Origin of the sequence: Acinetobacter sp. YH12072, assembly GCF_013419565.1 — a bacterium.
Classification (GTDB): Bacteria; Pseudomonadota; Gammaproteobacteria; order Pseudomonadales; family Moraxellaceae; genus Acinetobacter.
Map to the genome: position 1 here is coordinate 40,844 of NZ_VOZV01000023.1, position 13,958 is coordinate 54,801.

A 13,958-nucleotide genomic window follows, 5' to 3' on the forward strand; every position below is an offset into this window, starting at 1 on the left:
TATCTTAAATTGATATGGTGTTTATTTGGTGCTTTCTCCGACTTATCCACAGGATCAAAAACGCAAAAACCGACCCAAAATTTCTTCTGAGCCGGCTAATCTGCTCAATAAGTATATTTTATTTTACAGGTCGAACAAAAGTTGATTGTTATGTAATGTATGGAATTCATGACAATGAATTAAGCCTCATCTTGAGAGCTTTTATTAAATTATAATCTTCAGTTATAAAGCTGAAAGGTAAGAGTATGAGCTACAACTATCCTCACTATATAAAGAAGAATGGAAGATATTTGGCCTACCGAATCCAGACTGATGAGTATGATTTCTTGGAAGTGTCAGACGTTGATGCTATGTATTCTGCTGGCTGGTATTGGGATAAGGATTTTGAGAAGGCTAAACGGTTCTACAGTAAGTATGAAGCTGAGAAGTTTTTGAGGGATAAGAAGGGAGAATTTTGGGAAGGTGTGGAGGTTGTTAGACAATGATTAATTATAAAATTTTTTCTTCTTATGCAGATCAGATTAAAGATGCAAATCAATTTAAAGGGTTGCCTTTATATCGATTTTTCAGAACATCAGAACATGCTCAGACCCTGCTTGATGGGAAGGTTTGGATTAGCACATTACAAAAGTGTAGAGAATTTGAATGCGCTCAACAAGGTGATCCAGATGAGGGATCTTCTACATTTGAGCAAGAACTTTTGGTTATTGAAAATAGATATATTACTGAGGAAGATTATCAAACTGCCTTGCATGCTGGCATTCGTATTTCTCCCCCTGGCACCTTCCATCCTGGTAGAATAGTATTACAAAACAATAAGAGAGTTACTAGACTCCCAAATGGCTTCTTGCTATGCACGACAAACACACCTTCGAGTTTACAGGCTCAATCCAATGAATGGAAATATGGGGTTGAAATAGGACTCCGTCCATCAAAATTTTTTGAGCTATTAACAGATGCAATTCATGAACATAATATCCCTATTATGAGTCGTTCTCACGCTTGGGCTGATTATGATACTAGTCGTATTTATCGTGATTATCGACAACCACCACAAAACTTAGCCTTTATAAAACCAGATCTTCATAGGGCGCAATCAGAATACAGATTTTTTTGGGAAGCGCCTTATGGGTATGAATATCCTGATGGCTTATTGATTGAATGCCCAGAAATTAAACCATTTTTAAAAAAGATATATTAAATATTGAAAGCCCTCACTTAGAGGGCTTTTCTAATTAAAAAATTGCTTTTTTAAGTAGATTAAATGCAGCCTTGGCCGCGTTAGTGAATCGAAGAATAATTGGTATCCAATAATCAAGATTCGTGAATACTTCCACAATTTCCTTCTTGGCAAATTCAATTACCCAGTTCCGTTTTTCTTCACCAGTTAAAGTGCTGTTTTTCAGCTTTTCAGCTGCATCCATATACTTTGCAATCTGACTTAGAATTGGGCCGCCTGATTCAGCTACTTCTAATGTTGATTTTGATACTTGTTCAATTGTTAATGCTGTCATGCTTCAGTCACTCCTGTAGCAGTTACGCCAGACATAACTGGAAGGTTATAACGGTGATCGGCTGGCCGATTAGTCATGCCATACCAACGGAACTCCTGAAATTCAGACTCTGCATATAAGGCATAACACACCATATTAGACTGGTTACCACCTAAGCAAACCAGTTTACCTGTTTTACTATCACGACCTACTACAAAGCAGACGTGACCACCACCCTTACGTGACTTAATCGCTACACAGCCATACGCTGGCTTAGATAACTTCGCTCCATAATTCACATAATCTAATGCCCGATACCAATGCTTTGGATATTTCACACCGGCTACTTTAAGACAGTGAGCAATAAAGGTTCCACACCAGGCTGTTTCATCCTCTGACCACCATGCACCAAGTGATTTAAGCCACTTCAGGATGGTTGGATTATGCTTGGTCTTACTGGTATCCTCGCGTAATCCAATATGTTTTTTGGCCTCAATCATCCATGCCAGATCACTGGTTGGCTGTTGTACTGTTAAAAGGCTATTTATCCCAGACAGGCTTGGCTCATGTAGTTCTGGCTGAGCTTTTTTGCGTCCAACATATGTAGCCAAGAATACCAAAACGATAGATGCAATGCTTTGATATGGCTCAGGCAAGACATTGGCGTTATACACTTCCTGCAGAATTAAGTGCACACAGGATAAAAAAAGCGCCATATAGGCGCCGTATTTTACTGAGTCAAACTTCCATACATTTTCATTAATTAATTTCATCATTTCCTCTCACATAGTTTCTTTCATAAAGTTTGTTGCGGATTTCTTCAACCGTTCTTAAAAGTTGATCAGATTGTTTTTCAAGGACTTGGATTTTTTGACTATTCGCCATTGCTTGTGCATTCACTGTGTCAGTTTTGGCAGTTTGATTGTTCCAGGCGGCAGCAAAGACACCTATGATTGCAATCCCACCCCAGCGGACCAGATTGGTCACACTATCTATTTTGGTTTTACTTTCATGCAGCACCCGGATCTGCATATCGACTTCTTTGTGCTTGACCTCGGCATCCACTCGAATTTGCTTCATTTCATCTCGAAGGCTTGATTTTGTTCTATCTAGATCATCCTCAAGATTTTTCTGGATCTTTTGCACATTGCTATCAAGGTTTTGTTGTTTCTCTTGAAGTTGATCGAACTGCATACTCATACGGTCAATTTTTTGCGGCACATCTTCGAGTTTTCGCATTTCCTGACGCATCTCTTGGCGCAGTTGGCTGATACTTTCTGATATCGCAAGTAGTTGTCCGGATGTGGCTGCAGGTGGATCAGTCAAATAGTCATTCGACATTGCGCCCCCTAAATTTTGGTAATAAAAAAGCACCTAAAAAAGGTGCTATCGTTTGGTTAAGTTTAGACTTCTATTTCTGAATGCTGACCAGTTGGTGCTGGCCTTAAAATCACCTGGTTTGAGATAAATACTCTGGCACCTAAGTTATAAGCTGTACCGGATGTGCAAAGCACTGGACCAGATCCACCATCGATCTGCACCCGATACTCTGGATGCTTCACTGATGTGATGGTGCCAATGTATTCGGCATGGGTTGGATTCAAGAGCTTACGCAGTTCAAATAAAGGATTACTCACGGCTAACGCGCTCCACGATAATGGTTTCATTCACCTTTTCATGCGAGAAACTGCCACTCACCCCATCAATCACGCCCCACCACTGGCCATTAAATGCAATCGATTTACCGGGTAGCATCTCGCCAATTTCTTGACTGACCGGAATATCCGAGAAAGTATGCAGCTCTTGAATATTAGCTTTCACCAGTTCATTTTTGCCGTAACTGGCACCAGACACCACGTTAAACAATGGCCCTGTGACTGACTCAAGCGGCACATCACCCGAAGTACCACGTTGCTGTACTTTCAGACTTTCGCCACTTCGACTATTCACTACGGTGATGGCATTAAAGTCAGCAATGTATTCATCGTTCTTCTTGATGTTTTGCTGCATCACCAGGCTTTCAGATAACAGAATATCGTAATCATCTACAGACATCACGTCCCAATAGCCTTTCTGGTACCGGGGTAAAATGGTCAGTGTATTACCTGCTTTCTGGCTATAGATAAAGCCACCACCTGCATCAACCACCTGCTTTATTGCATCGATTGGCGCCAGTTCTGCATAACTCAGACTCTCAATCGGAACGATCCAGCCCAGTTCATCAATCAATCTCCAATCTAAGTTGGTACCGCTATTTGCCCGATCAATTTCAGCCTGAACCAGTTGAACAGAAGTACGTTCGTTGTCCTGGATAAAAGAATGCAAAGGCCCATATTTATCAGAGTTCAGAGCTGTCACACTCCGACCCGGGTAGGTATATAAAGCGCTAGCAAAACGACGGGTTTCTTCTGGATCTTCTAGCAAGACATGATGCTCAAAACCATTGATGACCAGTTTTAAAATGACCGGCTGCCCATCGATAGGCTGCAACTTGTCTTTCTCGGTATGGGCCACGGTAATGGAGTAAGTCCAGCACCATTGAGATCGACTAGTACTGTAAGTGCCATCCATGACTTTGATTTTCTCGCCGGTATCTAGCCGCTCGGCTGTTAATGTATTCACGATATACCACCAGTTCCTTTTCGGCAGTGCTGGAATACAGTCATCTGCACCAAAATTTAAAATAACATTGTGTGAATCAACGTCATGACAGAGGCAGACAAAATTTAAATCACCCGTGCCTTCGTATTTGGGTATTTCAGGCTTTGGCCAAGGTTGAACCGGATGCTTGCGGTAATGAATCGCTTTGGCCTGATCCCAAGGCAAATCCGACTTGGTGATAATCTCAAGGCTTTTATCCCACTCAAATGAAAAGCGGTGCTCAAAGACTTGCGCCACTTCATGGGAATAAGTAAAAGTCTTGCGACGACGGATCATTTCCTGCCAGACCGTTTCCCGGTTATGCCGCAGTTTGATCGTTTCTTCATGCAAGTAACACTGATGAATAAAACGCTTATCACCTTCTTCCCAGATCACATACGCGTCAGAACTTAAACCGGTTGTTTGCTCATGCAAGGATTTAATTGCACGAGTTAATGACCCTGCTTGCTCATATTGAATATCTGCCTGATTAGAAATCACCAAGCCTTGGTCATAAAAAAGAGCCTCATTCGAGACTCTTAATACTGGCTTGGCCCACGGTATTTCCGTGGTGCTTAAGGCTGCAATTGCTTTCTGATATCGCATGTCAAAGCCACAGGACACACCCACCAGATGATTGATATCGAATACCGCCTTAACCTCAAATTGAAATTCAGTATCTAAAACCGTATCAATGATGCATAAGTTTTCACTAAATACTGCTTTGACCTCAAAACTAAAGCTCGTATCTAAAACAGTATCGATCTGGCCAATGACATCAGTATTCTCATTAAATACAGCAACTACATCAAAGCTAAATCTAGTATCAAGTACTGTGTCGATGACTGCAGTATTTGCACCACTCTCCGCATACACTGCGGTGACTTCAAATGAAAACTCAGTATCAAGTGCTGTATCGATTACAGCAGAAACATCATCACCGAAATTGAGATTGGTCGATCGGTCGGCTAGATGCTCAAAATTCAGAATGATGTTATGGCTATCAGTATTATCAGGCTTAAAGTTTAGGTTTAGGTTATGCGCATCAACGGTGCCGAGCTTATTTTTAAAATCCACATGAGCACCCTTTTAAATTAAGGTCTGAGTTTTATCGAAGTGACTGACAACGTGCCGCCAAGCGCGAGATTGGTGTTGGCCAGAGAAATATCTGTACCTACTGTCAGATCGGCAGCCACTTCACCTGCACCATTATAAATACGTGCCCACGTTGCAGTGCCTGACTTGATCACTGTTGCGGTATCGGTTGGGTGAAACTCCACATAAGTTGCAGTGGTTTCTTTGATACATGGCTCAGGAAACGTGAGTGTCACCAAAGCACTGTTTGAGTCTGCTGTAACAGCAGGGCTGGCAGGCTGCACGCCTTCATAAAAAATAACGGTAGTACTTTGGCTACCGTTATCCATGAAATTTGCAAAGGCTTGAATCATGGCAAGCCGGGCATTAACTGATGTTTTACTCATTTTGGCACCACGTTATCCTGAATGACTGCGTTGAATTGTGAGGCGGGATGATGCGCGACAATAAAATGTTTAGTGTTTGTTAGTGCTGAAAATTCATAGTTTCCATAAATATCGGACACAGACTCACTAACCAGTTGACCTGAGATTTTATTGTAGAGCCTTAAGCGACATGGAAGCGGAATACCTAACTGACCAATCATCCCCTTAATTCTATACACCCCAATGTCCTGCAATGATGTCTTGCTAGCTACTGATTTTATAGGGTTTTTAATTTTCATAGATCACCAATTTTTAATGCGATTTGATTCTCGATTGAATCACTAGAGCCAACATTTAGCCCCATATAGACACCATCAGCATCATGGGTTGTTCCTCTGTTCACAAAAGGCGTTTTTTGTGCAAGCCAGTAAAAATTTGGCAAAATCCCCCTTACTGTTAGCGACTCGAGAATAGGAACTAAAAACAAGTCAATTTTACCCGAAGTCGCAGCAGCTTGAAGTAAGTCCAATCTCCCACTTTGCCACGTTGAGTAAATCGGCAAGCCTGTTGATGCGTAAGCAGGTGATGCTATTAATGATCGGCCGCGCTGCAAACAAATCTTGGCGGTTGTGGTGGCGTGCGAGCCAGATGTAGTTGCACCAATAAAATAGTTAGTTTGAGCTGTTACGTGGTTCAGAGTTGATATAAGGAAGGTATTGGCTGTGTCTGGGTTTAGATTTGATTCAAATGATCCAAAACCATAAAGTGTGCCTGCTGTGCTTTCCGTTGCGTACGGTGATGGATACGGGACAACATAAATATAAAAGTAATCACTATTCCCAGCAACCACATAAGAGCGACCACCCTCATACGTTGAGCTTGTATCTGACCCTTGCGATGTTGCGCTAATGTTTCGTCCATAATACCACTTGGCCCAACCATTGATTGCTGTTGCCCCCGACCCCGTGCCTACCCAATTTTTATCCGGATTTATACCGTCGAACGGGGACTGAACACCAAGCATTGTATTAATATCAGTCATATCTTCAACAATACCAACCTTTGCATATTTTGCATATGTTGCAGTCCATGCAGGGTCTAACTCATCAACAACACGTAAAAATGGTCGGCTTGGTAAAAGCAAATTGGTCGAACGATATGCAGCCTTACATCCGCCCGCCTCATTCGTGCTGCTGAATGGCTTCTCCCAGCCTAGAGGTGGTAAAGACGCGCTGATTGTTCCTGTAGCAATCGTTGTACTTGGCGCTTCCGCAAGTTCAAACGTGACACTTTGTGCATTCGGCACGGTTAAAATTCGATGTTCACCATTAAATTCAGGCTGATTTACTCCTGTGATTTTAATCACCTGATACTGCATTAAATTATGGGCAGAGCTGAACAAAGCAGTGACTGTTGTGTCCGATGCTGTCAGTGAAGATACCGCGCCAATATTGATACCATTTACCAAACAAGCATCCAGCACATTAATCATGCTGCCGTAAGCATTTTGCAGTTGTGGTGCATTGTTATTGGTGTGCACATAAAACTTAATATCTGTACTTGCGACCATTTCTAATACTCATAAAAAAGACCGCGTAAAGCGGCCATATCTGATTTAATTTTTAAACCACGCGGTCAATATCACCACGCAGCATGATCTGGAACTGGTCTGACAATACTGCTGGCTCTGATTGTTTCACGGTACGAATCACCCATACTGGGAAGTTTGAAGCTACAGTATTGAATCGCAGGACGTTGCCATTGGCCCAGCCTGCTCCCCAGCCTTCTTTCTTGATGATGAAGTAAGGCACACCAGTGACCGGGTTGATCGGTGCATAGTCTGCATTGGTGGTACCGGTACCAATCTGGCCAGAGTATTCACCAATACAACGAAATGATTGTGCATCGGTAAAGATTAATGCCCAGCGTTCCTGGATCGCACCTTTATTGGTGACCTGAAGCGGATACAGCGAGTCGTTGTAATTTGCTAAAATACCGCTACCCGTTGGCTCATCAACCCATACATTACTCCACGAACCTTGCACAAACTTGCGGGTATAACGCGCCTGCATATCGCCAATCACCAGCGCCGATCCGACAATGGTATCCACTGCATCATAGTTATGCGTTAAAGGCTTGGTGAATGTTAGCTGGCCATTGATCTGCACATCACGAATCAGACCCATATCCTGATAGCGGTATTTTACTGTCAGTGGTGCAACCAGATTTCCCAACACAAAGTCACCGCCCAATGTCACGCGGCCATAGTCATAATCAATAGTGTATAGATCAAACGGTACTTTAGCGCCATTGGCATCTTCCAATTCTGCCCATGAGATGCGCTGATCATTCAGGTCATATGCGGTACCTGCAATTGCACTTGGTAATTCCTGAGCCTTACTTGAACTGACAATACCAATTCCACCAACCCGAAAGATCGGCACCCGGCCATCAATCGGCAACCGAGTTGCTGATAGGCCTAAAATTTCCGAATCTAGTGGGATGTAAGTATAAGCCACTGCGTTATAACGCACTGATGAAGCATCTACCCAGACAGGGATATTAATATAAGTATCCACACCTTCCTGGTATTCCAGCAACGGGTCATACCAGTCATTCGCTTCAATCTCTGCCCGGTTGGTTTCAGTGATTTTGGTTTTGGTGTAAAAGTAAATCGAAACAAAACCATTATCCCAATTCACCTGACCATGCGCCCGGCTGGTTTCAATCACGCCATTTTCATCCGCAGTCAGTGTGAGCTGCCCATGCTCAAGCGTACCCACCACTACAGTCAAGGATTGTGGCCGGATCGGCATGATTGGCGTTCTGAAACTGATTTTATTGACTGGCAATAGATCGGTTGTGGTAGTTAAGGATTCCAGAGTAATCGTGTTATCTGCATTCGGTGTCCATGAGTCGATTTCAACAATACCGGTACCATACTGGATCACACCGGATTGAATCCCGCTGTTATTGGCTGGATTCACATTGCGATATAGCAAGCCTGTGCGATCTAGGAAAGTGTCTGCACCAACCTTAAACCGCACAGATCCTGAAAGGATTTGTTCATCGTAGCCAGATGATAGATCAAGCGTTAATTTATCTGCCGTCATCGTATGAGTGGTTGAATTTGAGCCTGAGGTATCACGATATTTAACGATCACATCGACAGCATTAAGGGCTTTCAGTTCAACCTGCTGACCTTGAATGTCTGATGTTTGTGGAGAATAAAAAGACATATTTTCCTCTCTAGGCAGCCGCATAAGTGGCCATAGGTGTAAACGTGGATTTGAAACGATGACCCACGCCCTGAGGTGTAACTTCAACCGCACCGGTAGCGTATGTAATTGAACCTTGTACTTGACCACGCTCATTAACAAGATTGCCAATCGTTGCATTTACAGGTGTGTCAATCAGCGTCACAAAGCCAGCTACCATACCATCACTACTTTTAACCGGAATTCTTAATTCCACACTATTTGGCTGAATTGCTGATCCCGTACCAATGGTAAAGGTCAGCTTTTGATTTACAGGAGTAACATCCATCTTGGTCTGCTCAAGTGAAGTGCCGTAGTTATAGATCACTGAAAAGACTGTGCCTTTCTGTGGCAACTTATTCGGAATGATTTTGCCAATCCCGGTGGCATAATTAATTTCACCGGTGGCATCACCGGTAAATTTGCCCTGGGCATTGGAGGTTGCTGTTTTCTCTTCACCTTCTAGGGCCCAGTTAATCGTGATACCCGGCAAAACACCTGGTCGACCTAAATCAAAATCAAATGCAGCTTTTTCCACACTCAAATTTGAGCGTACGAAGGTGACAATTGGTGTGCCCCAGTTCAGCAGAATCGGCGTATCCACATCAGGTAAAGCACCAGTCGTTAATAGCCATGAGCCAGTTTCATAATTGATCATGCCTGAACCAAAAGATGGACTGGCAGCCTTTAACTGGCCTGAACCATCATCTTTAAGCTCATAGAACTTGCCCTGCGACATGTATGAAATCGAAAGTGCACCAGGTGCAGGAATTGGAATTAAAACTCCGGTCCAGTTAGTGCCCTGATTATTCTGAGTCACTGGAATAGCATGACTTTGATAATACTGATTGGGTGCAGCGGCTGGCTTGAAAGTAATATTCAAACTTGAGGTGCCGACTGGCGCTGCTGCGGTCCATTGAATCAACCCACGCTGATAATCAATCGTGCCGACTTGGGTGCCTTGGGTATTTTTAAGCAGGCCGCCCTGATCGGTAATCTGCTGTCCTTGTAAAGTAAAAGACACACTGGAAGGAATCACTGCTGAGCCGATATACAGGTTTTGACTTACTCCAATAGTCATGCCGGGATAATTGACAGTGATCGTGCCTTCATTACCCGCTACCAGCACTACGCTTTCACCTGCAGCGTTCACATCAATGATGGGGGTCTCTGTCTGGGCAGATGGGATCAGCTGTGCAAAGATACTTTTGGCATTGATTGTGAACTCGCCCACATTGGCATCAGATGCCAGCGCTGTAGATGAGTAATACAGACCGGTATCGGCAACAAGTGTGTCACGGATGATAGTTTTAGATTCCTCGCCGTTGTACCACTGCCGTGCAGACAATCCTACAAAATCAATTTCCAGTGCATCATTGAGTGAGTAAGTGGCAATCTTGTACTCAACATTTTTACCATCTACCACAATGACTGCGGTACGAGTTTCAACTTTAGTAATGCGCACATACTGCTCATACTCTAAAACCTCACCTTCATCGCTAATCAGTACAATGGTATCACCCACAGATGACTCCACTTCTTGGGGGAACATGGCTACTTGTAGTAATGACATGCCTTGCCAATGGGTATCGAGTGGTGTTCCGGCAATCTGTCCGCCTTTTGCCAGATAGTTTTCCACCCGGTTCTGGGCAGACTGGCGTTCATCCGTCCAGTTTTTGGTACTGAAAAGCAATGCTGATACGTTTGGATCTTCTGGTAGCTCAGATACAAAAACCGTTGCACCCATTAATAGATCAGTGTCTTCAGTGGTAACTGCCGGAAATACCTTACGCATGGACACATCACCCATGGTTCGATCCATTTCCGATACGTCATTGAACAGGTTATTGCTGATACCATCCTGAACTACTACGCCAGAATATTTACCACCGCCATCCGAGTTATCGGTCAAGCGTTCAGACTTGTAGATTACTAAATCTTTGGTTTCAATCGCCATCGTTTAACTCCGTAAAGCGTAAGGTCACGTTGTAATAATCATCCAGTGAAACTGCTGGAATCCCTTTCACCGGTGCAGCCTCTAAAGCCCCATCCTGGTGGTTAAATTTGACTATGAATTCTCGGTTGTCATGAGGCTGTTCAAACTGCAGTCTGAAAACTTCGTTCTGCAACATAGACCACTCTCGAACAGTTCGTAGTTCACGTAGCTTGACCCAGCCCATCTCCTGATCCGCTGGTTGTAAAGTAATTGGTCGGCCAGACTTCTTTTTACCTTCCTGGATGATCAAAGCGCCATCCATTGCATAAGCCTGAGTCTGTTCGATGGGCTTCCATGAGAATTCATCAGACCATAAAAAACCGTCCTCTAATGGGACGGTTTCTGATGTTGCTAAGCGAATAAGTTTCATGTTGATTTCTTTATTACCTTTAATTTTTCAAGCATTGCCACCAATGGATCCACTTGGTTTGCATCAACCTGAGCCTCTACCTGCTGCCCATTAGACTCAAAACGGATTATGGTTGTTGGGCCTGAATTAATACTGTTGGCTGTATTAGGAACAGAAGGAATAGACGGCGCATAATCACCCAAGCTACCAGAACCAGTTGAAGCCACATTGATACTGCGAAGCAATTCATTGATCTTGTTGGTTCCGTGCTGAGTGGTTATTCCATTGGCTGCAGCTCGATCAAATTCAGCATTGATCAATGCTTTCATTGCCACGCTGCTTTCCTTTCCAAGACCTTCAGCTTTAGCATCACGATCAGCGGCCATAGCCTTGGACCAGATGGTAGAAGCCAATTTTTCGGCCTCTTTATCGTCATAGCCTTTGCTTTTCAGCTGTGAAATCACATCAGACTTGGTGTAAGAATCATATTCGTAGATCCCTTTACTCAATGCCTCGCCTTGACGCTTCATTTCCTTATTGAAATCGCTCTTAGCTTTAGAAACCGCATCAGCCCAGGCTTCGGTAGAAGATTTGGCTTCTTCACGTGCAATTTGCCCTGCATGGCGGAAACCATCACCAATACCACGTGCAGAGTCTCTGACACGGTGATTGGCTTTTTCCCAATCATCCATGGTTTTAACAACGGCTTTGCCGGTTTCGTCGACCTCAACACGCAGCCTCAGGCTGGCAGCCTTAGCTTGTACCTCGGCAATTCGAGCTTTATCACCTGTAGCAATTGCTGTATTAAGCATTTCCACATAAGCCTGCTTAATACCCTCTGCTGTTGCCTGACCACTTTTCTTTACTATATCAAAGTTTCTTTTTGCACTATCGGCAGCATCATTAAGTTGGTCTTTAGTTTTAAGCCCCAGAGCAGCGAAGGCAGCCAGTACTGGATTTAATGCAGCTGGTAATTGATTGGCTTTTTGCTCAATCTTACTCAAGCCTAATGCAACCTGATCCCCGGTAATGACACCCTGCTTTTCAAGCTCAATTAATTTAGATTTCGCATAATCCAGTTCAGCACGCGTCTGAGCGGTATCAATCGCCTTATTAAGGTTGGATGCTAAAGCTAACCCGGTATCAATACCCTTTTGCTTATATAGATCAAGGTTATTCAGGATAATTTGCACATCATTAGATGCTGACTGAAAAGCAAGCGAAAATTTACCTTGTAGCTGCTCGGTGCTTAAACCTGTGCGCTCCAAGGCCGCCTTCATTACAGCTTCGGTAATTTGAGCATTCTTTTCCGCTTCTTTTGAAGTTCCAGCAAAGGCTGCACGTGCATTGGCTTCAAACACAAGCAGGTCTTTGCCATCCAGTGCTTTTCCTAGACTTACCTGCAGCTCATCAGCTGTAATTTTGCCCTGATCCTTCAATGCAATCAGAGCTGTAATGGAGTCATTAATACCTTTAGTTGAATCAAACTTCATGGCATTGGAAATTTTTTCCAATGCCTCTTTGGTTGGCTCACCCTTTTTGATTAACTCATCAAATTCAGTGATTAGTTTTTTTGACTCTTCTGTGAGTTGGTAGGTTTTGTCGCGTGCCTTTTCAGCGGCAGCTGCCTGCTCTGCCTTAATTTCAGCTGCAACTTTGGCTTGTGCTGCCTCAAGAAGTTGTTGCTTCTCAAGTTTCTCAATAGCCTCACCATAACCCATGGCTTTTGCTGCAGCCTCACCCATCCACTCACCAAGTGGAGTAAGCATGCCGACTGTTGCTGCGCCCATCACACCAAGCGAGGTAATAGCAATACCTAATGTACCTAGACGACCTACCAAGCCCATCAAGCTTGTACCGGCAGAAGCGGTCGCTGTAGCTGTTGATGTTGCTAACTGCCCTTTAGCCACTGCTGTGGCTCTAGTTGCGTTAGCGTTAGCTATTTGCGCCTGTGTATTGGCTACAACCGAAGTTGTTTCTTGGGTAATGGCTAATGATGCAGCCTTAACGCTATTCGCTTTATCCAAGAACATTAGACCGATGTTTAAAGCTTTGTAAGCCACAAATGCCTGACCAGCCAGCATTAATGTAGAAACAATAGTATCTAGGTTTTCAGCAACAAATTTAATTGCCTCAGCAACTTTTGCACTTGCTCCAGTTGCTGCATCAGCCTCACCAATGTAGATAGTCCAAGCTGTTTTTAAGTTTTCAATAGATGCGCCAATAGTTGTAGGGAACTTATTAAATTCTTCAGTGATTTTTTCAGACTGACTTAATAAAGCCTTGGTTACCACATCAGTAGTAAGTTTGCCTTCTCCAGCCATTTCACGCAGTTTGCCAGTGGTTACATCCAAACCGTCTGCCAATGCTTGAGCCAAACGTGGTGACTGCTCCATCATGGAGTTGAATTCATCACCGCGAAGTACACCAGAACCTAATGCTTGGTTTAACTGGGTAATTGCTGCTTCATTAGATGCAGCAGATCCACCTCCAACCTGAATAGCTTTGTTAATTGTTTCTGTTAATGCCAATGCCTGTTCTTGAGGCCACTTCATCTCTTGGCCAATCTTGGTTAGGCGGCTAAACAGATCCCCAGTTGCTGTTAAATTTGAGTTGGTTGCTATAGAGACATTTTTGGTGGTGTTTCAAAAAGTATGCTGAAACAAAGCAGGTTGAATTTTGATAAAATAGAGAAATGCGAATAACTCTAGAAATCAAATGTCCAACCTGCCTCAGTGACAGTATAAAGAAAAATGGCATCAA

General features: G+C 43.5%; 14 protein-coding genes. 2 read left to right on the forward strand and 12 right to left on the reverse strand.

Going from position 1 to position 13,958, the window contains the following annotated elements; translation table 11 throughout:
* Positions 1 to 245: 245 nt before the first annotated feature.
* Both FTU19_RS10855 and FTU19_RS10860 read left to right on the forward strand, forming a co-directional pair.
* The gene (locus FTU19_RS10855) at positions 246 to 485 is read left to right on the forward strand and encodes a hypothetical protein (protein WP_180131142.1); all 240 of its coding nucleotides are present in this window, start codon (positions 246 to 248) and stop codon (positions 483 to 485) included.
* A complete protein-coding gene (locus FTU19_RS10860) occupies positions 482 to 1,201 on the forward strand; it encodes a hypothetical protein (RefSeq protein ID WP_180131145.1) in 720 nt (239 codons plus the stop codon). Before FTU19_RS10855 ends, FTU19_RS10860 begins: the two co-directional genes overlap by 4 nt.
* A gap of 34 nt (positions 1,202 to 1,235) precedes the next feature.
* Here FTU19_RS10860 and FTU19_RS10865 read toward each other — a convergent pair whose 3' ends face one another.
* The 12 genes from FTU19_RS10865 to FTU19_RS10920 form a co-directional block, all read right to left on the reverse strand.
* Positions 1,236 to 1,514, reverse strand: a complete 279-nt coding sequence (locus FTU19_RS10865) for a hypothetical protein (RefSeq protein WP_180131147.1) — start codon at positions 1,512 to 1,514, stop codon at positions 1,236 to 1,238.
* Complete coding sequence (locus tag FTU19_RS10870; RefSeq protein ID WP_180131150.1) at positions 1,511 to 2,266, reverse strand: TIGR02594 family protein; 756 nt, start codon at positions 2,264 to 2,266, stop codon at positions 1,511 to 1,513. The genes FTU19_RS10865 and FTU19_RS10870 overlap by 4 nt, the downstream gene beginning before the upstream one ends.
* Positions 2,253 to 2,834 carry a hypothetical protein gene (locus tag FTU19_RS10875; protein WP_180131152.1) on the reverse strand — a complete coding sequence of 194 codons (582 nt, stop codon included), beginning with the start codon at positions 2,832 to 2,834 and terminating at the stop codon, positions 2,253 to 2,255. The genes FTU19_RS10870 and FTU19_RS10875 overlap by 14 nt, the downstream gene beginning before the upstream one ends.
* Positions 2,835 to 2,896: 62 nt before the next feature.
* Positions 2,897 to 3,130, reverse strand: a complete 234-nt coding sequence (locus FTU19_RS10880) for a hypothetical protein (protein WP_064095939.1) — start codon at positions 3,128 to 3,130, stop codon at positions 2,897 to 2,899.
* Positions 3,123 to 5,210, reverse strand: coding sequence for a hypothetical protein (locus FTU19_RS10885; protein WP_180131155.1), 2,088 nt, complete (start codon positions 5,208 to 5,210; stop codon positions 3,123 to 3,125). Before FTU19_RS10885 ends, FTU19_RS10880 begins: the two co-directional genes overlap by 8 nt.
* A gap of 17 nt (positions 5,211 to 5,227) precedes the next feature.
* Entirely contained in the window at positions 5,228 to 5,614 is a 387-nt protein-coding gene (locus FTU19_RS10890) for a hypothetical protein (protein WP_180131157.1), read from the reverse strand.
* Positions 5,611 to 5,832, reverse strand: coding sequence for a carboxypeptidase regulatory-like domain-containing protein (locus tag FTU19_RS10895; protein WP_180131159.1), 222 nt, complete (start codon positions 5,830 to 5,832; stop codon positions 5,611 to 5,613). Before FTU19_RS10895 ends, FTU19_RS10890 begins: the two co-directional genes overlap by 4 nt.
* Before the next feature lie 56 nt (positions 5,833 to 5,888).
* Positions 5,889 to 7,163, reverse strand: coding sequence for a hypothetical protein (locus tag FTU19_RS10900; RefSeq protein WP_180131162.1), 1,275 nt, complete (start codon positions 7,161 to 7,163; stop codon positions 5,889 to 5,891).
* Positions 7,164 to 7,215: 52 nt separating this feature from the next.
* Positions 7,216 to 8,832 (reverse strand): hypothetical protein, encoded by a 1,617-nt coding sequence (locus FTU19_RS10905; protein WP_180131164.1) that lies wholly within the window; start codon positions 8,830 to 8,832, stop codon positions 7,216 to 7,218.
* Positions 8,833 to 8,842: 10 nt separating this feature from the next.
* Positions 8,843 to 10,807, reverse strand: coding sequence for a hypothetical protein (locus FTU19_RS10910; protein WP_180131166.1), 1,965 nt, complete (start codon positions 10,805 to 10,807; stop codon positions 8,843 to 8,845).
* Positions 10,797 to 11,216, reverse strand: coding sequence for a hypothetical protein (locus FTU19_RS10915; protein ID WP_180131169.1), 420 nt, complete (start codon positions 11,214 to 11,216; stop codon positions 10,797 to 10,799). Before FTU19_RS10915 ends, FTU19_RS10910 begins: the two co-directional genes overlap by 11 nt.
* Complete coding sequence (locus FTU19_RS10920; protein WP_373684960.1) at positions 11,213 to 13,819, reverse strand: tape measure protein; 2,607 nt, start codon at positions 13,817 to 13,819, stop codon at positions 11,213 to 11,215. The genes FTU19_RS10915 and FTU19_RS10920 overlap by 4 nt, the downstream gene beginning before the upstream one ends.
* Positions 13,820 to 13,958: the final 139 nt, after the last annotated feature.

Excerpts from the sequence above, each read along its gene's own strand:
- FTU19_RS10855 (WP_180131142.1), top strand. The coding sequence starts at position 246 with ATGAGCTACAACTATCCTCACTATATAAAGAAGAATGGAAGATATTTG.
- FTU19_RS10870 (WP_180131150.1), bottom strand. The coding sequence starts at position 2,266 with ATGAAATTAATTAATGAAAATGTATGGAAGTTTGACTCAGTAAAATAC.
- FTU19_RS10915 (WP_180131169.1), bottom strand. The coding sequence starts at position 11,216 with ATGAAACTTATTCGCTTAGCAACATCAGAAACCGTCCCATTAGAGGAC.
- FTU19_RS10900 (WP_180131162.1), bottom strand. The coding sequence starts at position 7,163 with ATGGTCGCAAGTACAGATATTAAGTTTTATGTGCACACCAATAACAAT.
- FTU19_RS10890 (WP_180131157.1), bottom strand. The coding sequence starts at position 5,614 with ATGAGTAAAACATCAGTTAATGCCCGGCTTGCCATGATTCAAGCCTTT.
- FTU19_RS10875 (WP_180131152.1), bottom strand. The coding sequence starts at position 2,834 with ATGTCGAATGACTATTTGACTGATCCACCTGCAGCCACATCCGGACAA.
- FTU19_RS10905 (WP_180131164.1), bottom strand. The coding sequence starts at position 8,832 with ATGTCTTTTTATTCTCCACAAACATCAGACATTCAAGGTCAGCAGGTT.
- FTU19_RS10910 (WP_180131166.1), bottom strand. The coding sequence starts at position 10,807 with ATGGCGATTGAAACCAAAGATTTAGTAATCTACAAGTCTGAACGCTTG.
- FTU19_RS10865 (WP_180131147.1), bottom strand. The coding sequence starts at position 1,514 with ATGACAGCATTAACAATTGAACAAGTATCAAAATCAACATTAGAAGTA.
- FTU19_RS10860 (WP_180131145.1), top strand. The coding sequence starts at position 482 with ATGATTAATTATAAAATTTTTTCTTCTTATGCAGATCAGATTAAAGAT.